The organism is Geodermatophilus sp. URMC 61 (genome assembly GCF_052931555.1).
Genome location: NZ_JBRFHZ010000002.1, coordinates 2,385,353 through 2,408,751, shown reverse-complemented (window position 1 = coordinate 2,408,751; position 23,399 = coordinate 2,385,353). Strand labels below are relative to the sequence as shown.

Below are 23,399 nucleotides of genomic sequence, written 5' to 3'. Positions count from 1 at the left end.
CGAGCGGCTACGACTGCTGATCGGCCCTCGGGATCGACGAGATGGTGGAGCCGGTCCAGCGCTGGCCGGCCACCTCGAGCTCGCGCACCTTCAGCGAGCCGATCTCGATCTCCTCGGCGCGCAGTCTCCGGATCACCGCGTCAGCGATCGCGAGCCGGCCGATGGCCATCGCGCCGACGGCGGTGACGGCGAGAGCGAGAGGCCCCATCGCCGACGGCCCGAGGACGCGGGCGCCGACAGCCATCGCGCCGGTGACGCTCGCCGTCGTGGCGGTGGAGCCGGTCCTCTGGCGACGGATGCTGATGATGCTGGACATGGCGCCTCCTGTGGCTGTGCCTCGGGCCTGGCAAGCCACCGTTGCGCGTTCGGGCACGCCTACGCAACCACCGGCGGGCGTCAAGCCGTCGGTCGTCGACCTCCGGCGTGGTCCTCGGGGTACTGCTCGGTCCGGCGTGCGGCGTCGACACACACGGCCTGCCGGCGGCTGCACGGCCGCACCGCCGTCGGCCCGTCGTCCCATCGGTCGCCCTCTGTCCTGGAGCGGCCCGTGTGGAGACAACTCTGGACCGCGGCCTCGCCAGGTACGAGGGTCGTCCGGCCGGCGCCCCTCGGGCGGCAGGGTGAGCGGCACCCCGATGCGGACGCGGTCGTGTCGGGCCCGCGAAGACGGCGACGCGACGGCCGTGGACGCCTGTGGAGCGACCGCTCGGCACGACTCGCCGAGGACGGCCCATCGGCGAAGACGACCAGTCACTCCGGCTGGAGGAACGAGGGTGCCGGCCCTGCCATCGAGCGCCCGGACCGCACGTCGACCTCGTGGGTCAGGGACGGCCACCCGACGGGGTCGTGGCCGGGGATCGACGGGTACCCACGGGCGGCCGCCCCGTGCCTCCGGCCGGCGCACCTGTTCGACGCACTCCTCCGGCGAGGCGTGCACCCGGCTGCCGACCGACACCTCACCCTCGGGTGTCCTCGGTGGGGTCGGCGGCGTCGGAGGCCAGCACGTAGCCGCCGCCCCGATGCCGTCGTCGAAGTCGATGACGACGCTCTGGTGGCCCGGGATGTGGCCAGCCGTCAGGACCGCGGTGACACCGGGTGCGATCTCGGCGTCCCCGTCCGCGAGCCGCCGATCGTGACGTGGGTCGTCGAAGTGGATGCGGGGGATCGCGTGTCGGTCAGCCCGAGGTCCCCCTCGCGCCACCGGCAGTGCACGGGGACCCCGGTGAGGTGGCGGAGGCGGCCGGCGCGGTCGGTCAGCCAGCGGCTGGAGCATCGGACGCTCCGGCCGTAGAGCCCGCTCGTCCGCGCTGCTTCGGGAGCGGCCCCAGCCGCCCGGAAGGGGACCGGAGGACCACGCCAGATCCCCTGCAGGACGTGGGTTGTCACTCGAGTGAGCGCTGCGCTTCCCTGGCGTCGAGCGCCGGATCATCCGTCCGCGTTGGTAGGACGCTTGGCCCTGCTCGGCTGCACCCGCATCGGCTCGCCCGGCATCTTGGGGGTGCGAGACCCGAAAGCGCTGTTCAGAGCTGCAAGACCGCAGGTGGCGCATGAGCGTGGGCGGGTGGGTTGTCGGGCGAGTTCTCGCGCTCGGCTCCCGCGCGCTGAAGCTGCCGGTGCCCCCTCGGTCCCCGTGCTCGGTAGCCGTCCTGCTCTGGCCCGACGGTCGACGGGCCGTCGTCGGTCGAGGGGCACGGGCCCCGAGCATCGAGGAGATCCAGCGGCCCTCCGCGCCGGCGCTCCGCGCGTTGTGGAGGGGGACTGCTCGCTGGATCCGGTGGAGCGCGCGCCCGTCTACTGCGGGCGGTTTTCGTCCGGCAGGCTCGGGCAACCGTTGTCCTCTTCGACGGCGAGGATTTCGCGTCGTGCCTACGCCGATCGCAGCGCGCGGCGGGCTTCTCCAGTTCGGCGCGACAACGCAGATGACGCGGCGGTCCTGCCACTGCTCACCAACGGGGCGGGAGTCGGTCGGTCGCGACTGATCGCGGCGGCGCGCAAGTCCTCGTCGCTCGAGGGAATGGGGTCGCTCCGCCGGGTTTCCGGTCCATCTCCAGTTCTTCTGCAGCCGCGGGCCGGCGAGGGGCCGGGGGCACCCTCGCCCGGAGCCCGGCGGCCCAAGGTGCTGAACAGCGGGGTGGGTGTGCGCGGCTCCATGGGATGGTCGGGACGTAGCGCGGCGGTCGGACGGAGAGCCCCTGATCGTGAGGGGGCCAACGCCTCTCACATCGCCCTTGCTGGACCGACACGGCACGTGGCCCGCCGGTCCTGTCCGGACAGCGAGCCACGCTGCTCCGTCCAGCAAGCGACTGCTCACCGCCACCGCTCGCCTTTCGCGGTGACGTATCGCTGCCAGACGTACCGCCACGGGACGACGGCCACGATGATGACGACCAGCGAGCAATCGAAGATCATCTCGCTCATGGCCTGGTCCACGTCACCGGCGGCCACCGCAGGCAGCGCCACGACGGACAGCCAGATCAGCTTCCACAGGGACTCGAACAGCAGGATCGGCAGCAGCCGGACCGGGTACCGGAGCCCGAGGAACGCCAAGAGCGACATGGCGGTGAGCAGAGCGGCGACGACTCCCTCGTACAGCGGCATGGCGCGGTCGTAGCCGATGACGAGCGGCCACTTCACCGCGGCCAGGCCGACGCCCATCACGAGGTAGCCGATCCGCATCATGTTCAGCCGCCCGCTCGGCAGCTCGGCCGCAGCGGCGCGGCCGGCGTGGGTGATCGGGTCGGTGCTGGCGGCGGTCATGGCGGTGTCCCTCGTTCCGGGTGGCCGCGGCAGGTGCCGCGAGTGGCGCTGAAGGTAGGCAGGTGCGTGGTGAGCGGGGATCACCACACGATGTGAACGGCGTGGTGATCCGGACGCCAGGAGTGGTCCGGCGCCTCGCGAGGTCAGCGGGCGGGCTGGCGGGCCAGCAGCCGGGCGCGGAGCCGGTGCAGGCGGGGCATCAGGCCGTACATGACGATCGGGACGGCGATCGTGGCGACGATGACGGTGCGCAGCACGACCGGGGTGTCGGCGAGCAGGCTGCTCAGGCCGACGTTGAGCACGGTCAGGGTCGGCAGGACGGCCAGCCAGATCATCAACGCCAGCTGGTGCTTCGACGGCGGCGGGACGGGGCCGGGCCGCTGGTGTCCGGGGTCGGAGGGCATGCCGTTCTCCTTCTGGTGCGGGGACTGCTTCTGGGTGTGGGACTCCGCCGGTGTGGCCGCGGCTGATGCCGTGGCCGGCAGGGGCGGCCACCGCGGTCTTGCCAGGGACGGGGCTAGAGCCCGTGCCGGCGGTCACCGAGCACAGCGGTGGTGAGCCGGGCTTCGACCGGCGGGGTGAAGACGTCGCCGACCGCGTGGTGGTCGTCGAGGGCCCGATCGACGTCCTCGGCGACCAGGTCGGCGTTGATAGCGATCGCAGCGGTGTTCGCGGCGCCGGCCGCGGCGATGACCTGGGCGCGCGGGTCGACCACGTTGCCCGCGGCCCAGACGCCGAAGTTGCTGGTCCGTCCGGTGCTGTCGATGGTCACGAAGCCGGCGTCGTCGGTCTCGCATCCGAGTCCGGTCAGCAGGCCGTCGGCGTGCGGGACGTTGCCGGGTCGGATGAACACCGCGGTCCGCGCGATCACCCTGCCATCGGCCAGCTGGACACCGGTCAGCCGGTCAGCCTCGACGACCAGCCGGGTGACCTCGCCGTGCACGACCTGGATACCGCGGGCGCGCAGTTGCAGGCGTTCGCCGGTGGTCAGCGGGTGGGTGTGGGCGAAGAAGACCACGTCGCCGGACCACTGCCGGACCAGCTGCGCGTGCTGCACGGCACCGGGGCCGGTGTTCAGCATGCCGAGGGGTTGGTCGCGGACCTCCCAGCCGTGGCAGTAGGGGCAGTGCAGCAGATCGCGGCCCCACCGCTGGCGAACTCCGGGGATGTCCGGTAGCTCGTCGTGAACACCGGTGGTGAGCAGGATCCGCCGCGCCCGCAGCACCCGGCCGCCGGCCAGGCGGACGAAGAACCCCGGGTCGATGCCGACCACCCGGTCGGTGACCAGTTCCACGCCGTACCGGTCGATCTCGGCACGCCCGGCGGCCAGGAACTCGGCCGGGGGCATCCCGTCGCGGGACAGGAACCCCTGCATGTGGGCTGCGGGCGCGTTGCGGGGCGCGCCGGCGTCGATGACCGCGACCCGGCGCCGGGCGCGGCCGAGCAGCAGCGCCGCGCTCAGGCCGGCCGCGCCGCCGCCGACCACCACCACGTCGTGAACGTTCGCCCCCATGGCGATCACCTCCGCGACGAAGAGTCCGCGGGGCGCCGAGCCGGCGACAACGATCGTTGCCATTTCCGGGAACGGCTGGTGGGGTGACCGGCATGCAGCACTCGGCGGCGATCGCCGCGGCGCTGGCCGACGTCGGGCCGCGGCTGAAGCGGGTGCGGACCCAGCGCGAGATCACGCTGACCGAACTGGCCGCGGCGACCGGCATCTCCAAGAGCACCCTGTCCCGGCTGGAGTCCGGCCAGCGCAAGCCGAGTCTGGAGCTGCTGCTGCCGATCGCGCAGGCCCACCGGATTCCGCTGGAGGAGCTGATCGGCGCCCCCGAGGTGGGCGATCCCCGGGTGCGGTTCACCCCGCGACACCGCAACGGCCGCATCGTCGTGCCGCTGACCCGCACTCCCGGGGGTATCCAGGCCTGGAAGACGATCATTCCGCCCGAGCCGGGGGAACCGGAACTGCGCACGCATGAAGGCCACGAATGGCTCTACGTGCTGGCCGGGCGGGTGCGGCTGATCCTGGCCGGCCACGACCTCATTCTGGGTCCCGGCGAGGTCGCCGAGTTCGACACCCGGCTGCCGCACTGGTTCGGTCCCGCCGGCGACCAGCCGGTCGAGATCCTCAGCCTGCTGGGCCCGCAGGGGGAACGCATCCACGTCCGTGCCGCGCCCCGCCGCACCGCCGACACCTGATCACACAGGTGACCGGAGCCAGGGGCGTCGACACCACGCGGCCCGGCTGCCACGATGCGTATCCGGAGCCGACGGTGTGGCCGGTGACCAGAGTCGTCGACGCCGGGGCCTGGCCCCTCCAGGGAGAGGCGGTCGCGGTGGGGCCCCTGCTCACCACCAAGCTGCACGCGCCCCGGCGGAGGCGCGGCCTGGTGGCCCGCCCCCGGCTCATCGAGCGGCTCAGCCGCGGGGACGAGGCGGCGCTGACGCTGGTGTCGGCACCGGCCGGGTTCGGCAAGACGACGGTGCTCACCGACTGGTTGTCCGCCGTGGCAGCGGCGAACCGGTCGGTGGCGTGGCTGTCCCTCGACGCGCGGGACAACGATCCGGCGCTGTTCTGGGCCTACCTGGTGGCCGCGGTGCAGACGGCGCTGCCCGACGTCGGCGCCGGCGCGCTCGCACTGCTGTCCACGCCCCAGACCTCAGCGGAGGCGGTCGTCGCATCGCTGGTCAACGACCTGGACGCCGTCCCGGGCGACCTGGTGCTGGTCCTCGACGATTACCACGTCATCGGGTCCCCCGACGTGCACGAGGGGATGGCGTACCTGCTCGAGCACCTGCCGGCGCACGCCCACCTGGTGATCGCCGGCCGTGCCGATCCGCCACTGCCGCTGGCTCGCCTGCGGGTCCGCGGCGAGCTGGTCGACGTCCGCGCCGCCGACCTGCGCTTCACACCCGGGGAGGCCGCGGAGTACCTCACCCGGGCCATGGGATTGGCCCTGAGCGCCGGCGAGGTGGCCGCCCTGGACACCCGCACCGAGGGCTGGATCGCCGCGCTGCAGCTGGCGGCGCTGTCCATGCAGGGCCGGACCGACCTCACAGCCTTCCTCACCGACTTCGCCGGGGACGACCGCTACATCGTCGACTACCTCGCTGAGGAAGTCCTGCAGCGTCAGCCGGAGCGGATCCGCAGCTTTCTGCTGCAGACCTCGATCCTGAGCCGGCTGAGCGGCCCACTGTGCGACGCCGTGACCGGCCGGCACGACGGTCGGGAGACGCTGGAGGCCCTCGACCGGGCGAACCTGTTCCTCATCCCGCTCGATGACCGCCGCCGGTGGTACCGCTACCACCACTTGTTCGCTGACGTCCTGCAGGCACACCTGCAGGGCGAGCAGCCCGATGCCGTCGCCGACCTGCACCGGCGGGCCGCCGACTGGCACGAGACCACCGGCGAGCGGGCCGAGGCGGTGCACCACGCACTGGCCGGCGGCGACCACGCGCGCGCGGCGGAGCTGATCGAGCTGTTGCTGCCGGCGCTGCAGCAGGGCCGGCAGGAGGCCACCATGCGCCGCTGGTTGGCGGCGCTTCCGAGGGAGGTGCTGCGGGTCCGGCCGGTGCTCAGCATCGGCTACGCCGCAGCCCTCATGGTCAGCGGGCTGACCGACGGCGTGGAGGAGCACCTGCGCGACGCCGAGCGGTGGGTGGCACGGACGCCGGGCAACGGCCAGGACCTCGGGGCGCCGGCGGCGGAGATGGTCGTGGTCGACGAGGAGGCGTTCCGCCGAGTGCCCAGCGCGATCTCCCTGTACCGCGCCGGGCAGGCGCTGCTGTCCGGCGACCCGGCCGGGACGATCCGGCACGCCCGGGCGGCGCTCGATCGTGCCGGCGCCGACGACGACCACCTCAGCCGCGGCCCGGCCGCCGGCCTGCTGGGGCTGGCGTACTGGGGAACCGGGGACCTCGACGCCGGGCACCGGTGGTACGCCGAGGCCGCGGCGCACCTGGAGCGGGCCGGGCACCTGTCCGACGTGGCCGGCTGCACGATCGCGCTGGCCGACATCCGCCTCGCCCAAGGCCGCCTCGGGGAGGCGCTTCGCACGCTGGAGCGGGCGCTGCGCCTGGTGACCCCGGAGGCCAGGCCTCCGCTGCGGGGGGCGGCGGACGTGCACGTGGGCATCGCCGGCGTGCTCATCGAACGCGGGGAGCTCGACGCCGCCCGCCGACACCTCGCCACCGGCCGCAAACTCGAGGAGCACGCCGCCCTGCCGCAGACCTCGTACCGCTGGCGGGTCGCCATGGCTGGCATCTGCGAGGCCGAGGGCGACCTCGACGGCGCGCTGGCGCTGCTTGAGGACGCCGAACGCCGCTACGTCGCCGACTACTTCCCCCGGGTGCGGCCGGTTCCGGCGCTGCGGGCACGGCTGCTGGCCCGCTGCGGGCGGTGGGCCGACGCGCTGGCCTGGGCCGGCGAGCGGGCGTTGTCGGTCGACGACGAGCCCGACTACCTGCACGAGTTCGAGCACCTCACGCTCGCCCGGGCGCTGGTCGCTCGGTTCACCGCCGACGGCGGCGAGGATTCGATCACCGGGGCGGTGCAGCTGCTGACCCGTCTGCGGTGGGCCGCGGAGGTCGGTGGGCGGACCGGCACTCTGCTCGAGGTGCTGGTCGTGCAGGCGCTCGCCGAGCAGGCACGCGGCCAGGTCGCCGCGGCGCGGGCAACTCTGCGCCGGGCGCTGGCGGCCGCCGAACCGCAGGGCTACGTCCGGATCTTCCTCGACGAGGGTCGCCCCCTCGTGGCGCTGCTGCGGGCAGCCACGACGGAGGTCAGCGCCGACGGCTACGCCCGCCGGCTGCTGGCTGCCCACGCGCCGGATCAGAACGGTGGACGCCGGCGCGGGACCTCGGTCGACCCGCTGAGTGGGCGCGAGCTGGATGTGCTGCGGCTGCTCGGCACCGATCTGGACGGCCCGGACATCGCCCGCGAGTTGTTCCTGTCGGTGAACACCGTGCGCACCCACACCAAGAACATCTACGCCAAGCTCGGCGTGACCAACCGTCGCGCGGCGGTCCGCCGTGCCGAGGAGCTCGACCTGCTGGCCCGGGCCGGCGACCGCCCAGGCCGCACCAGCGACAGCCGGTAGGCCCCACCCGCCGTCCTCTCACCACCCGGATCACCACACCTGGTGATCCGGTCTCACCACCCCGGCTCCTACGTTCTCGGCCGTACCGAACGAACGCCGGAACGCCTGCCGGGCCCTCCCGGTCGGCTCGGACTGGGAGCCCCGATGACGGAGACCACGCGCGGCCGTTCCTCCGACTCGAGCCGCTACGAGATCCGCATCGCTGGTCGCCTCGCCCCCCGCTGGGCCGCCTGGTTCGACGGGATGACCCTCACCACCGCCGGCGACGGCACCACCGTCCTGGCCGGCCCGGTGACCGACCAGGCAGCACTGCACGGCGTGCTGGCACGGATCCGCGACCTCGGGCTGCCGCTGGTCTCGGTCACCCGCCTCGACGCCGACCCACCCCATTGCTCCAGCCGACCCCGCTGAGGACATCCCCCCAGGAGACCGCCATGGCAACCACCATCCCGAGCGCACCGTCGAGCACGGCCCCGGTCGACTCGATGCGGCGCACCTCCCGCGCCGCCGGAATTCTCTACCTGATCACGTTCGTGTCCGTCCCCACGCTCATGGCGTTCCAGCCGGTGCGGGACGGCGCCCGGTTCGTCCTCGGCACCGGCAGTGCCACCGCCGTGCTGTGGGGGTCCTTCTCCGAGGTCGTCGTCGCCCTGGCCGGCATCGGTACCGCGGTGGTGCTGTTCCCGGTCGCCAAGCGGGTGAGCGAGACGGCCGCCCTCGGGTTCGTCACCGCCCGGGTCGTCGAGGGCGCCCTCATCATCGTCGGCGTCGTCAACATCCACACGCTCGTCACCCTGCGCGACGTCGCCGGCACCGCCGGCGCCGACCAGGGCTCGCTGGTCACGACCGGCCACACCCTGGTCGCTACCTACGACTCGACGCTCCTGCTGTCCCAGAGCCTGATGCCGGTCTTCAACGCGCTGTGCCTGGGCTACGTGCTGTACCGGTCCGGCCTCGTCCCCCGGATCCTGCCCACGCTGGGGCTCATCGGCGCCCCGCTGCTCCTGGCCTCCGACATCGCGATCTTCTTCGGCGTCATCGACCGCGTCTCGCCGTTCGCCGCGGTCGCCTTCATCCCGATCGCCGTGTGGGAGCTCTCGCTCGGCGTCTACCTGACCGTCAAAGGCTTCCGGCCGTCCGCCGTCGCCGCCCTGCCGCCCGTGCAGGCCGTCCGATGAAGGCCGCGGTCTACCGCCGGTTCGGCGGGCCGGACACCGTCCGCGTCGAGGAGGCGCCGCGGCCGACGGTCGGCCCGGACGACGTCCTCATCCGCGTGTACGCCAGCACCGTCAGCGCCGCCGATCACCGCGCCCGCAGCCGTGAGGTACCCCGCGGACTGGGTCTGCTCGCCGCGACCGGGATCGGGCTTCTGCGTCCCAAGCGCCGCGTGCTCGGCATGGACGCCGCCGGCGTTGTCGAGGCCGTCGGGGCGAACGTCACTCGCTTCGCCCCCGGCGACGAAGTGATCGCCATGCTGGGTGCGGACTTCGGCGGGCACGCCGAGTACGCCCGGATCCGGGCCGACGGCGCCCTCGCCCACAAGCCGCGGAACATGTCCTTCGACGACGCCGTGACGCTCGTCTTCGGCGGGCTGACCGCCCGCGGCTTCCTGCAGCAGGCCGATCTCGCGTCAGGTGCGACGGTCTTGGTCAACGGGGCGTCGGGCGCGGTCGGCTCCGCGGCCGTGCAGCTCGCCAAGCACGCCGGCACCCGGGTGACCGCGGTGTGCAGCGCGCCGAACAGAGAGCTGGTGACCTCGCTGGGCGCCGACCGGGTGATCGAGTACGCCACCGAGGACTTCACCACCGAGACGACCGCTTACGACGTGATCGTCGACTGCGTCGGCAACGCCCCGTACGAGCGGGTCGCCCACCTGCTCAAGCCCGGCGGCGCGCTGCTGCTCGTCATCGCCGACCTGCCGGCCATCCTGCGGGCACCACTGCGCCGCCGACGGACCGGCTACCGGGTCACCGCCGACGTCGGGAAGCTCACCGCCGAGGATCTGGCCGTCTTGGTGGACCTCGCCGAGGCCGGCGCCTTCCGGGCGGTCCGCGACCGCACCTTTGACCTCGCCCACATCGCCGAGGCGCACCGCTTCGTCGACACCGGGCACAAGCGCGGCAACGTCGTCCTCCGCCTCAGCTCCGCCGAGACCGAACTCGCGCCGTCGGCCGCCCAGCAGACCGAGGTGGTGTCGTCATGATCGAGGCGCACCAGCTCACCAAGCGCTACGGCGACAAGACCGTCGTGGACGGCATCAGCTTCGCCATCAATGCCGGCTCGGTCACCGGCTGGAAGGCCTGACGGCCCGGTCGTCGTCGCCTCACCCTTCCACCTTTTCGGCAAGCAACCACTGGCAAAACCGGCGCATCCCGGTGCAGCCGCGTGGCGACCGTGGAGGTTCGGCGCTTCGACGAGATCGGCCGCGCCATCTCGTGATCGCGGCCAACCGCAGTTCATGAGTGATGGCCCCTTGGACGCATCGTCTCGACGGCGGACCACCTCAGGGGGGCTACCGCACTCCCGGCCGTCCGGGTCCGCCGCGGCCCCGGTCGCAGCAGCGCGTAGGAGTGCCGTCATCGGTGACGTTCACCCTGATCCGCGGATTGCGATGAGTCCTTCGGCATCTGGCGGTCGTAAGGGCAAAGCCGACACCGGGGAGCTACTGGGCATGGCTCGATGCTCTTCAGCGGAAGTCGGACACGGACAAGAACAAGGGGTGAGTCTTTTCTTGTCGGCTCGGCGTTCCCACGATCCGGAGGCTCGTAGCCGTGCTGTTGGCCTCGTCGACCGTTCCAGCCAACGTATAACGGTCGATCACAAAGGGAAGGCTGTTGGCGGTGAGGGGGTCGAGCCCATCCATCAGTTCGAAGTGCAGGTGTGGCTGTGTGGAGTTGCCGGAGTTGCCCAGCGCGCCTAGCGGCTGACCCGTCCTCACACGGTCACCGACCCTGACTTGAATGCTGCCTGGCTGCAAGTGGGCATAGTACGCATAGACGCCCGAGGCTGTACGCACGGCGACCGAGTTGCCTCCAAAGTCCTCCGGATGGAGCACGTGGATGGGGTCGAGCATCGGCGTCTCCTCCGGCTGTCCATCCCGAACCGCTACGACCTCCCCATCGATGGCCGAGAGCACCTCCGCCCCGTATGCGAAGTACTGCTCATTTGTCGTGCAGTCAGCCTGGCAGAGCGATCTGCCTTGCTCCTTCACCCAGTCGATCGCGAACGTTTCGGGCGTGACCACCCGCTGACCATCGACGGTGATTCGGAAAGATCGGTGCAGGGTCACCTGGCAGCAACCGTTTCCGTTGAACCAACCCGGACCGCTCAGAGGTGAGGCGATCACCATGGACTGGCGATTATCCACGCTGAGGGATGGTCCCTCGATCACCAGACTGCCGATCAGCGCCCTAAGAATCGGTGGCGTATCGGGTGGTAGCTCATACGTGACTCGGTTGGTGACATGTTCAGGCAGCCTGCCAGGCGGGACCATGACGTCCACGAGAGTTGCCACTGAGCTCGAGCTGGCCACGACTCTAGTTGGAGTAACGGCGGGAGGTTGCTCGCCGAGCGGCTGTGTTACCGCTTGCAACCTGTCTCCGGTCAGGGAGAGCAGCTGAGTTCCATCGTCCGCTCTGACCTCCACCTGAGTCAAGGTGACAGGGACTTCGAATATGTTGGTGGCGACCAGGTCGTATTCGAAGTGTACGTTGCCGTCGGTCCCGAGAACGTGGCCTGGTCTGCCGATCACGGACATCTTGAGCGCTGTCGTTCGTGGCGTTCCCTGGCCAGGGGTGCTCGACTCATCGCCGGTCCGAAATGCCGGCTTCGGCGAACCTGCTGAAGACTGAACCAAAGGAAAGGCAACGAGCGCAGCCGTCACCAGGGCCGCGGCAAGAACCGCAGGTAGACGTACCAGCTTCGCCATTGTCGTCCTCCCTCGAGGCCTACAGGCGCCGAGTTGCTCACCTGGCACCCGACTGTTGGGGCCCTGCTCTGGAATGATGACCACTCGATCAAGGCTGTGGCAAGGCCTTCGAGCAGAGCCACCGTGAATTACTCAGCAAAAAGCGGTGCCCACTAAAGCAATGAGGTTGTCTACCGGCTTTGGCCGGCGGCTTGACGGCCTGATGTATCGGCGCTGGCTGCGGCCGGGCCAGGGCTGAGTCAACGTCCGGAGTGGCCGGCGTGACCTGGCCTTCCTGGGGGTGATCGGCGGCAGTGAGGATCTCGAAGGTCGTGGCGGCTCGCCAGCCGGCCCGGCGTTGGACGCGGGCGATGTTGGTGTGGCCGGCCAGCCGGTGCAGGTTGAGCACGGTGTTGCGCGGGGCGGCCATCACCTGGGGTCCGGAGCCGGCGCGGACGCTCGAGTGGGCGGGTCGCGGTCAGCTGGCGGCAACGCCGGCTGATCACGTCGGACCGGCAACACGGACGTCGGCCGACCGGCCACGGCGTCGAAGATCCGGTGCTTGAGCCGCCGCCACCGCAGCTCATGGCGGCGGGCGCGGGCAACCGCCCGTGCGCTCTTGCGCGATTCCGGCCGGTAGCACCAGCGCGCCCACGGCGAGTTCGGTCTGGCCAGCCGCAGCGTGCCGATCAGCGCGAGCAACGGAAACAGCAGGCCGAGCACGCCGAGCCACAGCCGACCCTTCAGCAGGGCGACGGCGCTCAGGACGCCGCCGATGGCGATCGTGACCAGGAACGCCGCACGTCCCGCAGTCGCCGCCGTGCCCACCGACTCCACACCGAACGGCAGCGCGCCCAGCATCAGCAGCCCGATGACGGCCGCGGCGAGCACCACCGCGTCGACGGACTTGCGCCCCTGTTCCGACCAGTACACGTCTTCGAGGTGCAGGATCAGGGCGAACTCGTCCAGCACCAGCGCTGCCCCCACGCCGAACAGCGCGCCCAGCATCTCCCACCACGGTGATTGCCAGCCCGCGGGCGCGAACGCCAGCAGGCCGGCGACGAACATCAGCACCGCGCCGAACACGACGTGGTGGACGTGCACGTCGCCGGTGGAGATGTTGCCCGGCCACCATGACACCTGGGCGCGGATCATCCGGACGCTGAGCCGGATGAACAAGAAGGTCAGGATGAACCCGACGAGCAGGAAGAGCAGCGCCTGCTTGCCCGGCTGCACGATGTACTCGACGTAGAGCTCGGCCACGACGATCACGCCCCGGGTCGGTCGATCGAGAACAGCACGGTCTCGCGGATGTTGCGGCCGGTCAACACCATGATCATCCGATCGGCGCCCATGCCCGGCAGGCCGGACGGGGCATCGCGTACTCATGGTTGTGCAGGAAGTCCTCGTCGAGCTCCATGGCTTCGCCGTCGCCACCGGCGGCCAGCGGCAACTGCTCGGTGAGCCGCTTGCGTGGCGCGACGGGGTCGATCAGCGCGGTGGGAATGCCTCAGTCTCTACCGCCTGGCCTACGAGGAGGAGCTCGTGGCGGTAATGCCGTCGGTCGGGGCAACCTCCAGTTCTCCTTCGGCCACCAGCCAGCGGCGGAAGCGGCGCATCTCGCGCAGCCGGGTGCCGACGGTGGAGAGCTCGGCGGCCTCGGCGAGCTCGGTGAGCCAGCGACTGAAGCAGTGGACGCTCTGCCTGTGGAACCCGATCATCCGCGGTGCTTCGAGAGCGGCCCCAGCCGCCCGGAAGGGGACCGGAGGGCTACGCCAGATCCCCTGCAGGACGTGGTTGTCTGTCGAGTGAGCGCTGTGCTTCCCTGGCGTCGAGCGCCTGATCACCCGTCCGCGCTGGTGGGACGCCTGGCGCGGCTGGGCTGCACCCGCATCGGTTCTCCCGCATCTTCGGGGAGCGGAACCCGGAGCGCTGTTCAGAGCGGTAAAACCGAAGGTCGGGGATGAGCATGGGCGGATGGGTCATCGGGGTGAGTTCTCGCGCCCGGAAGCCGCGCAGATACCCGTCCCGTGCCCTCCCGGTCCTGATCCTCGCCCCGCCGTCGAGCCGGCCACCCACCCGTCCGGTGCGGGCGCGGAGAGAGGGGCACCGGCCGCGGGCCTCGCTGCTGTGTCCGAGGAGGGACACAGGGCTTCCGCACCTGCCGGTGCCGACCCGGAGGTACCGATCAGCCGTAGACGTCGACGCGGTGCGAGATGCGCACGACTCTGACGAGGACCTCGTCGTCGTGGATCGAGTAGATGACGCGGTACTGGCCCCGTCGCGCGGACCAGTAGCCCTCGAGTTCGAAGCGCAGCGGCTTCCCGACGCGGTACGGATCCGCAGCCAGCGGCCCGTAGAGAAAATTGACGACCGCGACAGCCACTCGCTCGGGGAGGTCTCGCTCGATGGCCCGCTTGGCCGCCGCCGAGAGGACGACGGTATGGCGACGAGGGCCGGTCACCGCCGGCGGGCCGCGAGTGCGGCCCGCACCTCGGCCTCGCCGTAGACCTCACCGGCGGCCATCGATTCCTCGGCCTGCCTGATGTCCGAGCGCGCTCGGGGATCGGACAGGATCTCCAGGGTCTCCACCAGGGACTCGTAGTCCTCGACGGCGAGGATGACCGCGACCGGACTGCCGTTCCTGGTGACGGTGACGCGCTCGTGTGTGCCGGCGACCTCGTCGATCACCTGGCTGAAGTGCGCCTTGACCGCCGCCAATGACTGGGTCGTCATGACCACAATCATGGTCAGCTCGCCCGCTGGAGTCAAGCAGCTCAGCCGTGGCTCTGACAGAACCTCCACCCACCACCGGCGCAGTTCGGCGGTGAAGGCGATGGGGACAGGTGAACGGCGGAGCGGTGACATGCCGACGGGTTCGTGCCTCTCACGGACGCCCCAGGACGTTGCCCACAACCGCCGGCTCAGACCCATCAAGCCAGTGACCGGCACCCTGAGACGACGGAGCCCCTCCTGTCATCGGGCCGGCCAGTCACGCGGCGGGGGCGTGCCGGGCAGCTCGTCGAGCACCGGCTCGCGGCCGCGGGCTGATCGACCAGCGGGAGGAGCAGCGGACGCTCCAGCTGATGAGCTCGATGGGCCCACGCTGCTTGGGGGTGGTCCCAGGCGCCCGGAACGGCGACCGGAGGAGTACGCCAGATCTCCTGCAGGACGCGGGGTGTCCGTCGAGCAAGCGCTGTGCTTCCCTGACGCCGAACGCCCGATCACCCGTTTGTGCTGGTCGAACGCCTGGCGCGGCTCGGCTGCACCCGCATCGGTTCGCCCGGCATCTTCGGGTAGTCCGGGGGATAGGGCAGGTCGCCGAGGCCCTGGTCCTTGGCCTGCCGCTCGGCCAGCTCGAGCAGCGGCTCGATGCCGAACGCGTGGTCGGAGATCTCGGCGTGCTTGTCGCCGACCTCGCGGAAGCGGGCGGGCATGGTCAGCACGTCGAAGTCGGTCGGGTGGACGTCGGGCAGTTCGTCCCAGTCGAGGGGGGCCGAGACCGGCGCGTGCGGCCTGGGCCGGATGGAGTACGCCGAGGCGATCGTGCGGTCCCGGGCCATCTGGTTGTAGTCGATGAAGATCTTCTCGCCGCGTTCCTCCTTCCACCACGACATCGTCACGCGGTCGGGTATCCGCCGTTCCAGCTCGCGGCCGAAGGCGATGACCGCGCGGCGGACCTCGGGGAAGGTCCAGCGCGGCTGGATCGGGACGTAGACGTGCACCCCGCGCCCGCCGGAGGTCTTCGGCCAGCCCTGCATGCCGAACTCCGCCAGCAGCTCGCGCACGTGCGGCGCCACCCAGACGGCGTCGGAGAACTCGGTGCCCGGCTGCGGGTCCAGGTCGATGCGGATCTGGTCCGGCGACTCGACGTCGGACTTCGACACCGGCCACGGGTGGAACGTCAGCGTGCCCAGGTTCGCGCACCAGGCGACGACGGCCACCGAGTCCGGCGCGATCTCGTCCGCCGTCCGCCCGCTGGGGAAGGTGATGTGCGCCGTCGGCACCCACTCGGGGGCGTTCTTGGGCACCCGCTTCTGGTAGAAGGCGTCGCCGGTGTTGTCCATCCGGGTGGACAGCCGGGCGCCCTCGAACACCCCGCCCGGCCAGCGCTCCAGCGTCGTCGGCCGGTCCCGCAGCGCGTGCAGGATCCCGCCGCCGACGGCGATGAAGTACTCGATGACGTCGATCTTGCGGATGCCGCGCTCGGCGAAGTACGGCTTCTCCGGGTTGGAGACGCGCACCTCGTGCCCGTCGACCTGCAGCAGGACGGCGTCCTTCGACGACGCCATCAGAGACCCGATCCCGCGGAAGTGATCACCCGGCGCACCCTAGGGCGCTCAGGCCGGGCACGTCAGCCCGTCCTGCGGCACCACCAGGTCGATCAGGTAGGCGTTGACCGCGCCGGTCACGCAGGCGGTCTTCGGGTAGGCGGTGTGCCCCTGGCCCTGCCAGGTGAGCAGGACGCCGGAGGTGAGGTCCTCGGCCAGGTCCACCGCGCCGGGCAGCGGGGTCACCGGGTCGCCGGAGGTACCGACCACCAGGATCGGTGCGGCACCCTCGGCGTCCCGCTCGGGGATGGGGGTCCGCGCGGCCTCCCACACCGTGCAGCTGTTCAGCCCCACGGCCGCGCCGGCGCCGAACAGCGGGAAGCGCTGCCCCCACTCGGTGGCCAGGGTGCGGATCTCCTCCTCGGGCAGCGCCGTCGCCGGGTCGGTGTCGGCGCAGTTGACTGCCACGTTGGCGTCGAGCAGGTTCGTGTAGGTGCCGTCCTGCAGGCGGCCGGAGTAGGCGTCGGCGAGGGAGAACAGCTGCTGCGAGTCGCCGTTGCGGGCGGCCGTCAGGCCCTGTGCCAGCTGCGGCCACGAGTCGGTGCTGTACAGCGCCGAGAGGACGGCAGTCATGATCACGCCCGGCGTCGCCTGGCGGGTCTTGCCGGACAGCGCGCTCGGGATGGGCGCCGTCGCGGCCTGGGCCAGCAGCTCCTCGATGAAGCGGCGGGGCTCCGGGCCGAGCGGGCAGCCGGCGACCAGGCCGGTGCAGTTGGCCGCGAAGGCGTCGAAGCTGGCCTCCAGCGAGGTGGACTGCTGCTCGGCCTCGGCGCGCGGGTCGACGTCCGGGTCGACGGCGGCGTCGAGCACCAGTGCCCGTACCCGGTCGGGGAACAGCTCGGCGTAGGTGGAGCCCAGGGTGGTGCCGTACGAGTAGCCGAGGTAGGTCAGCTGCTCGTCACCGAGCGACTGGCGCAGCAGGTCCATGTCGCGCGCGGTGTCGACGGTGTTGAAGGTGCCCAGCGAGTCGGGGTACTGCTCGGCGCAACCGTCGGCGACCTCCTGCTGCAACGCGAACGCCTCGTCCACCTGCTCCGGCGTGGTCGGCCGCGGCTCGGAGGCCACGATCCGGTCCTTGAGGTCCGGCGGGATGCACTCGACCGGCGTGGACAGCCCGACGCCGCGCGGATCGAAGCCCACGACGTCGAAGCGGCGCAGCACGTCCTCGGGGAGGGTGAGCGCCTGACCGATCGCGGCGTCGGCACCCGAGCCGCCGGGGCCGCCGGGGTTGATGACGAGCGAGCCGATGCGGTCCGTCTGCTGAGCCCAGCGGGCGCGGACCAGGAACAGTGGCAGCGTGGCGCCCCGCGGTTCGTCGTAGCTGATCGGCACCTCGGTGCGGCCGCACTCGAAGGCCAGGTCGCGCTCGCTGCCCGGGGTGCCGGCCACCAGCTGGGTGATCTGGGCATCGCAGTCGCTCCAGGCGATCTCCGCGGCCTCCGGCGCGGCCGGTGCCGAGGACGCCGGGGCCGACGCGTCCGCCGCGGTGTCCTCGGAGGAGGAGGTGCAGCCGGAGATCGCCACGAGCAGGCCGGAGGCAGCGGCGATCAGGCCGCGGGACACGCGCATGGGTCCCCAGGGTATGAGGCCGGGCCGGGCGGCGCAGGCACGGGCCCGACCAGGTGACGGAGCCCTCTGCCGAACGTCACGGGGCAGTCACCCGGCGCGGTGGACCCGCCCCGGGTCCCGCCGGCCCACCGCAGGGCCCACGCCGAGCGTGGGAGGCCTGGGGAAGCGCGGTCCTCCGTCAGCCGGCGAAGACCTCCGCCAGGTCGTAGCGCACCGGCACCTCCAGCTGCTCGTAGGTGCAGCTGCGCGCCTCGCGGTCGGGACGCCAGCGCAGGAACTGGCCGGTGTGCCGCAGCCGCCGTCCCTCCAGCTGGTCGTACTTGACCTCCACCACCAGCTCCGGGCGCAGCGGCACCCAGGAGAGGTCCTTGCCGGCGTTCCAGCGGCTCTGCGCGCCGGGCATCCGGTGCTCCTCGCCGTTCGCTCCGTTGACGACGTCCGCGTTGGCCCAGTCCTGCCAGGGGTGCCCCTCGAGCGCCTCGGCCCGGTAGGGCGCCAGCTCCTCGACCAGCTCGGCCCGGCGGGCCATCGGGAAGGACGCCGCGACGCCGATGTGCTGCAGGTCGCCGGAGTCGTCGTAGAGGCCCAGCAGCAACGACCCCACCACCGGCCCGCTCTTGTGCCAGCGGAAGCCGGCCACCACGCAGTCCGCCGTCCGCACGTGCTTGACCTTGGTCATCAGCCGCTGGTCGGGGCCGTAGGGCAGGTCGGGGGTCTTGGCCACGACGCCGTCCAGCCCGGCGCCCTCGAACTGCTCGAACCAGCGCTGGGCGGTGGCGGCGTCCTGGGTGATCGCCGTGACGTGCACCGAGTCGGTGCCGGTGACCACCTCGCGCAGCCGGGCCTGGCGCTGCGCGAACGGCACCTCGAGCAGCGACTCGTCGCCGACCGCGAGCAGGTCGAAGGCCACGAAGGACGCCGGCGTCTGCTCGGCGAGCAGCCGGATGCGCGACTCGGCCGGGTGGATGCGCTGCAGCAGCGCCTCGAAGTGCAGCCGGTCGCCGTTGGGGACGACGATCTCGCCGTCGACCACGCAGCGCTCGGGCAGCGCCGCCTTGACCGCCTCGACCACCTCGGGGAAGTAGCGGGTGAGCGGGCGCTCGTTGCGGCTGCCCAGTTCCACCTCGTCGCCGTCCCGGAAGACGATGCACCGGAAGCCGTCCCACTTCGGTTCGTAGAACATGCCCTCGGCGGTGGGCACCTTGGTGACGGCCTTGGCCAGCATCGGCTTCACCGGCGGCAGCAGGGGCAGGTCCATGCCGGCCAGTCAAGCAGCCGCCGCCGACGGACGGCGGCGTGCGGCCGGTTCAGTAGCTGAAAGTGGTGGCGCCCTCGTCGCCGATCCACTCCCACAGGGGCACCGTGCCGGCGAGCTCGGCGCCCTTGACCAGCGCGGTGGCGTCCAGCTGCTTGGCGTTGAAGCAGATCGGGCAGACGAACAGCCGCCCGCCCGCCGCGGCGTAGCGCTCGAACAGACTGGCCAGCGGGGGACAGCCCTCGCAGGCGGTGCCGACGGCCACCCCCTCGAGGGCCAGCCGCACCGCCTCCTTGGCCAGGAACATGGCGGTCGGACGGCCGGACTCGGCCGCACCCACCGCCATGAGCAACGCGACGGTGACGGTCTCCGAGTCCTCGAGGCCGGTCTTCAGGCTGACCACTGCCTTGCCCATGGCGTCTCCTCCGCACGGTCGGGGAGGGGACGCTAGGGGCGGCCGGGTGCCCGGCGGAGGAGTCGGAGGTCCCGCGTCGGGGGCCGATGCCGTTCCGGTGGACAGCAGGCCGTCCGCTCGAGGCCGCCGACGGCAGCGCCTCACGGCGGTTCCGACGGGGATGGGGACACCGGCGGGCCGGTGCCGGTGATCGCGGACCTCGCGCCGTGGTGGCCGTCCTCGTGCCGTACCGCGAAGGCGGGGACTGCACTCCGGGGACGGCCGCTCAGCGTGCGTTGCGCGCGCGGCGGTGTCGCAGTGCGACGTCGGTGAGCCGCCCGCGAGTGGACCAAGTTCCATGGCTACGTCGGTCGGCGTGCACGAGGCCAAGACGCACCTGTCGCGGCTGCTCGAGAAGGTCGCCGCGGGTGAGGGAAGTCGAGATCACCAACCGCGGCAAGGTGGTGGCCAGGCTGGTGGGTCCCGCGCGGCGCACACCCGACTTCGACCGCGGCAACGTGTGGATCGCTGACGACTTCGACGAGCTGCCCGAGGACCTGCAGCGGGCGTTCGAGGGCGAGGAGTGGAGGTCCTCCTCGACACCCAGGTCGTCGTCTGGGCCACCCACCAGTCGGCCCGGCTGGGTGCGGCCAGACAACTGGTCCTCGACGCCGACCAGCGGTTGCTCTCCGCGGTGAGCGTCTGGGAGCTGGCGATCGAGCAGCGCCTCGGGAAGCTCTCCGTCGGGTCCGACATCCGGACCTGGGTGCGACGGGTGACCAGCGAGCTCGTGCTCCACCACCTCCCGGTCGCTGCGGACCATGCTGCCGCGGTGGAGCACCTGCCCGACGTCCACCGGGACCCCTTCGACCGGCTCCTCGTGGCACAGGCCGTCGCCGAAGGGGCCGTGCTGCTCACGGCGGACGACCGGCTCAGGGAGTACGGCGACGTCGTGCGGCTGGTCGGCTGACCCGTGCCCCGCTCGAGGACGGACGACCCGGCGGCGTGGGCACTGGCGGCGCTCATGGTGGTCAGCGGGGTCACCCACGTCACCTCGCCCGGCTACCACCGGGGCCTGGTGCCGTCGTGGCTGCCGGCGCGGTCGGCGGTGGTGGCGGTCAGCGGGCTGGCCGACGTCGCCACCGGCGTCCTCGTGGCGGTGCCGGCGACCCGTCGGGCCGGCGCGCGGGCGACCGCCGCGCTGATCACCGCCCACCTGCCGGCGCACCTGGAACCGCTGCGCCACCGGCGCACCGCGCAGCGGGCGTTCGACCGGCCGGTCGGTGTCGCGGCGCGGGTCGCCGTCAACCTGGGCTACGTGGCCTGGGCTGCGGCGGTCGCCCGGCGCGCTACCGGTCGACCGCGTACCGGGTGAACAGCACGCCGTCCTCCTCCAGCACCTGCACCAGCCGCGGGCGGACGACCTCAGTCAGCGCGCCGGCCAGCAGCCGGTCCGGGCTGCCGACCAGGGCCGGCGCGATCGACAGGTCCAGCTCGTCGACCACCCGCGCCTCCAGCGCCGCCGACAGCAGCGCGGGCCCGCCCTCGCACAGCACCTGCTCCAGCCCCCGCTCGGCGAGCGCGTCCAGCGCGGTGGGGAGGTCGACGTCGTCCTCCCCGCAGACGAGCACGGTCACGCCGGCGTCGGCCAGGGCCGCCCGCCGGCCGGCGTCGGCCGCCGCGCAGGTGACCAGCAGCGTCGACGGGACGGCCAGCCGGTCGCCGGGGGCCAGCGAGGCCCGCCGGGAGACGACCGCGATCGGCGCCGACGCCGGCCGGCCGATCGCCGTCCGCAGCCTGCCGACAGCGGGGTCGGCGTCCACCGGGCGGTAGCCCTCGGCGGCCGCCGTCCCGTGCCCGACCAAGACGACGTCGGCGTGCGCCCGCAGCGTGCGGAACACCCGCTTGTCGCCGGGTGAGCCCAGGCCGCCGCTGCGGCCCTGCACGGCCACCGACCCGTCGAGGGAGGCGACGAAGTCCACCCGCAGCGACCGTCCGCCCGGCAGCCGGTAGGCCCTGACCAGGGCGTCGTCGTCCAGGTCCGCGGTGTCCTCTCCGCCGGCCCCGGGCAGCAGCCGGCGCACGGTCAGGCCGTGGTGAGCACGGCCGCGCTCTCCGCCGGCAGCGTCACCGTGGTCCCGGCGAGGGCCGGCTCGTCGCCGGTGGCGAGGAGGACGCCGGTGGCCGCCCGGTCGAGGTCCACCTCCCGCGCGTCCCCGGACAGGTTGGCCACCACCCGCAGCGCGCCGCGGTGCACGACCAGCCAGCGGTCCTCGTCGTCCCAGCCCACCTCGACCCGCGACAGGTCGGGGTCGACCAGGTCGGGGTGCTCGTGCCGCAGCGCCAGCAGCGTCCGGTGCACGGCGAGCAGCGTGCGGTGCGGCTCGCGCTCGGGCTCGTCCCAGTCCAGCTTCGAGCGGGTGAAGGTCTCCGGGTCCTGCGGGTCGGGCACCTCGTCGGCGTCCCAGCCGTGCTCGGCGAACTCGCCCTTGCGGCCCTCGGCCGTCGCCCGGCCGATCTCCGGGTCCGTGTGGCTGGTGAAGAACTGCCACGGCGTCGAGGCGCCCCACTCCTCGCCCATGAAGAGCATCGGGGTGAACGGGCTGGTGAGCACCAGCGTCGCGCCGACGGCGAGCAGGCCGGGGGAGAGGGACGCCGAGACGCGGTCGCCGACGGCGCGGTTGCCGATCTGGTCGTGGTCCTGCAGGTAGCCGAGGAACTTCCAGCCGGGCAGCAGCGCGGTGTCGACCGGCCGGCCGTGGTGCCGGCGGCGGAAGCTCGACCAGGCACCGTCGTGGAAGTACGCGCCGGTCAGCGTCTTGGCCAGCCCGGCGAGCCCGGCGGCGGCGAAGTCCCCGTAGTAGCCCTGGCCCTCACCGGTCAGCACCGAGTGCAGCGCGTGGTGGAAGTCGTCGCTCCACTGCGCGGAGATGCCCGTGCCGTTGGCCACCCGCGGGGTCACCATCCGCGGGTCGTTGAGGTCGCTCTCGGCGATGAGCGTCAGCGGCCGGCCGAGCGCCACCGAGAGCCGGTCGACCTCCTGCGCCATCTCCTCGAGCACGTGGGTGGCCCGCTCGTCGACCAGCGCGTGGACGGCGTCCAGCCGCAGCCCGTCGACGTGCATGTCCCGCAGCCACATCAGCGCGTTGTCCAGGATGTAGCGGCGCACCTCGTCGGAGTCCGGGCCGGAGAGGTTGACCGAGCTCCCCCAGGTGTTGGCGCCGCCCTCGCTGAAGATCGGCATGAACAGCGGCAGGTAGTTCCCGGACGGGCCGAGGTGGTTGTAGACGACGTCCTGGATGACGCCGAGGCCGCGCTGGTGGCAGGCGTCGACGAAGCGCTGGTAGGCCGCGGGACCGCCGTAGCTCTCCTGCACCGTGTACCAGAGGACGCCGTCGTAGCCCCAGTTGTGCGTGCCGTCGAAGCCGTTGACCGGCAGCAGCTCGACGAAGTCGACGCCGAGGTCGACCAGGTGGTCGAGCTTGCCGGTGGCGGCGTCCAGCGTGCCCTCGGGGGTGAACGTGCCGACGTGCATCTCGTAGACCACGCCACCGGCCAGCGGGCGGCCGGTCCAGGCGCGGTCGCCCCACGCGTACGAGGACGGGTCGTAGCGGCGGGACGGCCCGTGCACACCCTCGGGCTGGCGGCGCGAGCGCGGATCCGGGCGGGGGGTGTCGTCGTCGCCCAGCAGGAAGCCGTAGTCGGCCTCCGGGCCGGCCTCGACCTCGGCCCGCCACCAGCCGCCGTCCTCCCGGCGCATGTCGTGCACCGACCCGTCGACCTGCAGCCGGACCCGTTCCGGGACCGGCGCCCAGACGGCGAACTCGACGGCAGCGGACATGCAGGGGCCTCCAGGGGAGTCGTGGGTGGTCCGAGGGGTCATGCCCGCGCGGACGGCCGCCAACCACGTCTTTCCCGCGTGCCGCGCGCCACTCCTCGAGGACCCCGTCCTCCCCACCCCTCGTGGAAGGACCCCCGACCCCCACCGCTCGCAGGCTCGGGTCAGGCCCCGTCCGGAGGCTCGCCGCGAGCTCGTGAGCGGTGAGGAGGACGGGGTCCTCGTGCCGGCAGGGGGCCGGCGGGACCC

General features: G+C 72.2%; 22 protein-coding genes. 7 read left to right on the top strand and 15 right to left on the bottom strand.

What is annotated here, in order from left to right:
* Window positions 1-7: 7 nt before the first annotated feature.
* From ACU610_RS11035 to ACU610_RS11020, 4 genes are all read right to left on the bottom strand, one after another.
* Entirely contained in the window at window positions 8-316 is a 309-nt protein-coding gene (locus ACU610_RS11035; RefSeq protein WP_446767756.1) for a hypothetical protein, read from the bottom strand.
* Between the two features lie 1,991 nt (window positions 317-2,307).
* Window positions 2,308-2,757 (bottom strand): hypothetical protein, encoded by a 450-nt coding sequence (locus ACU610_RS11030; RefSeq protein ID WP_446767755.1) that lies wholly within the window; start codon window positions 2,755-2,757, stop codon window positions 2,308-2,310.
* Window positions 2,758-2,900: 143 nt separating this feature from the next.
* Entirely contained in the window at window positions 2,901-3,161 is a 261-nt protein-coding gene (locus tag ACU610_RS11025) for a hypothetical protein (RefSeq protein ID WP_446767754.1), read from the bottom strand.
* Between the two features lie 113 nt (window positions 3,162-3,274).
* Entirely contained in the window at window positions 3,275-4,270 is a 996-nt protein-coding gene (locus tag ACU610_RS11020) for an NAD(P)/FAD-dependent oxidoreductase (protein ID WP_446767753.1), read from the bottom strand.
* A gap of 92 nt (window positions 4,271-4,362) precedes the next feature.
* Between ACU610_RS11020 and ACU610_RS11015 the strand changes: the two genes are divergently transcribed.
* The 5 genes from ACU610_RS11015 to ACU610_RS10995 all read left to right on the top strand — a co-directional run bounded on the left by ACU610_RS11015 (window position 4,363) and on the right by ACU610_RS10995 (window position 10,059).
* Window positions 4,363-4,956: a helix-turn-helix domain-containing protein gene (locus ACU610_RS11015; RefSeq protein ID WP_446767752.1), complete on the top strand. Its 594-nt coding sequence runs from the start codon at window positions 4,363-4,365 to the stop codon at window positions 4,954-4,956.
* Between the two features lie 83 nt (window positions 4,957-5,039).
* Window positions 5,040-7,856 (top strand): LuxR C-terminal-related transcriptional regulator, encoded by a 2,817-nt coding sequence (locus ACU610_RS11010; RefSeq protein ID WP_446767751.1) that lies wholly within the window; start codon window positions 5,040-5,042, stop codon window positions 7,854-7,856.
* A 144-nt stretch (window positions 7,857-8,000) separates the two neighbouring features.
* Complete coding sequence (locus tag ACU610_RS11005; RefSeq protein ID WP_446767750.1) at window positions 8,001-8,267, top strand: hypothetical protein; 267 nt, start codon at window positions 8,001-8,003, stop codon at window positions 8,265-8,267.
* A gap of 23 nt (window positions 8,268-8,290) precedes the next feature.
* The gene (locus tag ACU610_RS11000) at window positions 8,291-9,034 is read left to right on the top strand and encodes a DUF4386 domain-containing protein (protein WP_446767749.1); all 744 of its coding nucleotides are present in this window, start codon (window positions 8,291-8,293) and stop codon (window positions 9,032-9,034) included.
* A complete protein-coding gene (locus ACU610_RS10995) occupies window positions 9,031-10,059 on the top strand; it encodes an NAD(P)-dependent alcohol dehydrogenase (protein WP_446767748.1) in 1,029 nt (342 codons plus the stop codon). Before ACU610_RS11000 ends, ACU610_RS10995 begins: the two co-directional genes overlap by 4 nt.
* 483 nt (window positions 10,060-10,542) lie before the next feature.
* Here ACU610_RS10995 and ACU610_RS10990 read toward each other — a convergent pair whose 3' ends face one another.
* The 9 genes from ACU610_RS10990 to ACU610_RS10950 form a co-directional block, all read right to left on the bottom strand.
* Window positions 10,543-11,784, bottom strand: coding sequence for a M23 family metallopeptidase (locus ACU610_RS10990; protein ID WP_446767747.1), 1,242 nt, complete (start codon window positions 11,782-11,784; stop codon window positions 10,543-10,545).
* A 408-nt stretch (window positions 11,785-12,192) separates the two neighbouring features.
* Entirely contained in the window at window positions 12,193-13,035 is an 843-nt protein-coding gene (locus ACU610_RS10985; RefSeq protein WP_446767746.1) for a hypothetical protein, read from the bottom strand.
* Window positions 13,036-13,292: 257 nt separating this feature from the next.
* Window positions 13,293-13,484, bottom strand: coding sequence for a hypothetical protein (locus tag ACU610_RS10980; RefSeq protein WP_446767745.1), 192 nt, complete (start codon window positions 13,482-13,484; stop codon window positions 13,293-13,295).
* Between the two features lie 467 nt (window positions 13,485-13,951).
* Window positions 13,952-14,227 (bottom strand): type II toxin-antitoxin system RelE family toxin, encoded by a 276-nt coding sequence (locus ACU610_RS10975; protein WP_446767744.1) that lies wholly within the window; start codon window positions 14,225-14,227, stop codon window positions 13,952-13,954.
* Window positions 14,224-14,499, bottom strand: a complete 276-nt coding sequence (locus ACU610_RS10970; RefSeq protein WP_446767743.1) for a type II toxin-antitoxin system Phd/YefM family antitoxin — start codon at window positions 14,497-14,499, stop codon at window positions 14,224-14,226. Before ACU610_RS10970 ends, ACU610_RS10975 begins: the two co-directional genes overlap by 4 nt.
* Window positions 14,500-14,987: 488 nt before the next feature.
* Window positions 14,988-16,055, bottom strand: coding sequence for a DNA polymerase domain-containing protein (locus tag ACU610_RS10965; protein ID WP_446767742.1), 1,068 nt, complete (start codon window positions 16,053-16,055; stop codon window positions 14,988-14,990).
* A 48-nt stretch (window positions 16,056-16,103) separates the two neighbouring features.
* A complete protein-coding gene (locus ACU610_RS10960) occupies window positions 16,104-17,663 on the bottom strand; it encodes an alpha/beta hydrolase (RefSeq protein WP_446767741.1) in 1,560 nt (519 codons plus the stop codon).
* A gap of 178 nt (window positions 17,664-17,841) precedes the next feature.
* Window positions 17,842-18,921 carry an ATP-dependent DNA ligase gene (locus tag ACU610_RS10955; protein WP_446767740.1) on the bottom strand — a complete coding sequence of 360 codons (1,080 nt, stop codon included), beginning with the start codon at window positions 18,919-18,921 and terminating at the stop codon, window positions 17,842-17,844.
* A 49-nt stretch (window positions 18,922-18,970) separates the two neighbouring features.
* On the bottom strand, window positions 18,971-19,333 hold the full coding sequence (locus ACU610_RS10950) for a DsrE family protein (RefSeq protein ID WP_446767739.1): 363 nt from the start codon (window positions 19,331-19,333) through the stop codon (window positions 18,971-18,973).
* A gap of 562 nt (window positions 19,334-19,895) precedes the next feature.
* On the opposite strand from ACU610_RS10950, the gene ACU610_RS10945 reads away from it, so the two are divergent.
* Window positions 19,896-20,282: a type II toxin-antitoxin system VapC family toxin gene (locus ACU610_RS10945; protein ID WP_446767738.1), complete on the top strand. Its 387-nt coding sequence runs from the start codon at window positions 19,896-19,898 to the stop codon at window positions 20,280-20,282.
* A 3-nt stretch (window positions 20,283-20,285) separates the two neighbouring features.
* On the top strand, window positions 20,286-20,687 hold the full coding sequence (locus tag ACU610_RS10940) for a DoxX family protein (RefSeq protein ID WP_446767737.1): 402 nt from the start codon (window positions 20,286-20,288) through the stop codon (window positions 20,685-20,687).
* Here the strand turns inward: ACU610_RS10940 and ACU610_RS10935 are convergent.
* Window positions 20,662-21,396, bottom strand: coding sequence for a dihydrofolate reductase family protein (locus ACU610_RS10935; protein ID WP_446767736.1), 735 nt, complete (start codon window positions 21,394-21,396; stop codon window positions 20,662-20,664). The genes ACU610_RS10940 and ACU610_RS10935 overlap by 26 nt on opposite strands.
* Before the next feature lie 2 nt (window positions 21,397-21,398).
* A complete protein-coding gene (gene treZ, locus ACU610_RS10930) occupies window positions 21,399-23,153 on the bottom strand; it encodes a malto-oligosyltrehalose trehalohydrolase (RefSeq protein ID WP_446767735.1) in 1,755 nt (584 codons plus the stop codon).
* Window positions 23,154-23,399 lie beyond the last annotated feature (246 nt).

Bases quoted from the DNA above. Each gene is read 5' to 3' on its own strand.
- ACU610_RS11035 (WP_446767756.1), bottom strand. From the start codon at position 316: ATGTCCAGCATCATCAGCATCCGTCGCCAGAGGACCGGCTCCACCGCC.
- ACU610_RS11030 (WP_446767755.1), bottom strand. From the start codon at position 2,757: ATGACCGCCGCCAGCACCGACCCGATCACCCACGCCGGCCGCGCCGCT.
- ACU610_RS11025 (WP_446767754.1), bottom strand. From the start codon at position 3,161: ATGCCCTCCGACCCCGGACACCAGCGGCCCGGCCCCGTCCCGCCGCCG.
- ACU610_RS11020 (WP_446767753.1), bottom strand. From the start codon at position 4,270: ATGGGGGCGAACGTTCACGACGTGGTGGTGGTCGGCGGCGGCGCGGCC.
- ACU610_RS11015 (WP_446767752.1), top strand. From the start codon at position 4,363: ATGCAGCACTCGGCGGCGATCGCCGCGGCGCTGGCCGACGTCGGGCCG.
- ACU610_RS11005 (WP_446767750.1), top strand. From the start codon at position 8,001: ATGACGGAGACCACGCGCGGCCGTTCCTCCGACTCGAGCCGCTACGAG.
- ACU610_RS11000 (WP_446767749.1), top strand. From the start codon at position 8,291: ATGGCAACCACCATCCCGAGCGCACCGTCGAGCACGGCCCCGGTCGAC.
- ACU610_RS10995 (WP_446767748.1), top strand. From the start codon at position 9,031: ATGAAGGCCGCGGTCTACCGCCGGTTCGGCGGGCCGGACACCGTCCGC.
- ACU610_RS10990 (WP_446767747.1), bottom strand. From the start codon at position 11,784: ATGGCGAAGCTGGTACGTCTACCTGCGGTTCTTGCCGCGGCCCTGGTG.
- ACU610_RS10980 (WP_446767745.1), bottom strand. From the start codon at position 13,484: ATGATCGGGTTCCACAGGCAGAGCGTCCACTGCTTCAGTCGCTGGCTC.
- ACU610_RS10970 (WP_446767743.1), bottom strand. From the start codon at position 14,499: ATGACGACCCAGTCATTGGCGGCGGTCAAGGCGCACTTCAGCCAGGTG.
- ACU610_RS10965 (WP_446767742.1), bottom strand. From the start codon at position 16,055: ATGGCGTCGTCGAAGGACGCCGTCCTGCTGCAGGTCGACGGGCACGAG.
- ACU610_RS10960 (WP_446767741.1), bottom strand. From the start codon at position 17,663: ATGCGCGTGTCCCGCGGCCTGATCGCCGCTGCCTCCGGCCTGCTCGTG.
- ACU610_RS10955 (WP_446767740.1), bottom strand. From the start codon at position 18,921: ATGGACCTGCCCCTGCTGCCGCCGGTGAAGCCGATGCTGGCCAAGGCC.
- ACU610_RS10950 (WP_446767739.1), bottom strand. From the start codon at position 19,333: ATGGGCAAGGCAGTGGTCAGCCTGAAGACCGGCCTCGAGGACTCGGAG.
- treZ (WP_446767735.1), bottom strand. From the start codon at position 23,153: ATGTCCGCTGCCGTCGAGTTCGCCGTCTGGGCGCCGGTCCCGGAACGG.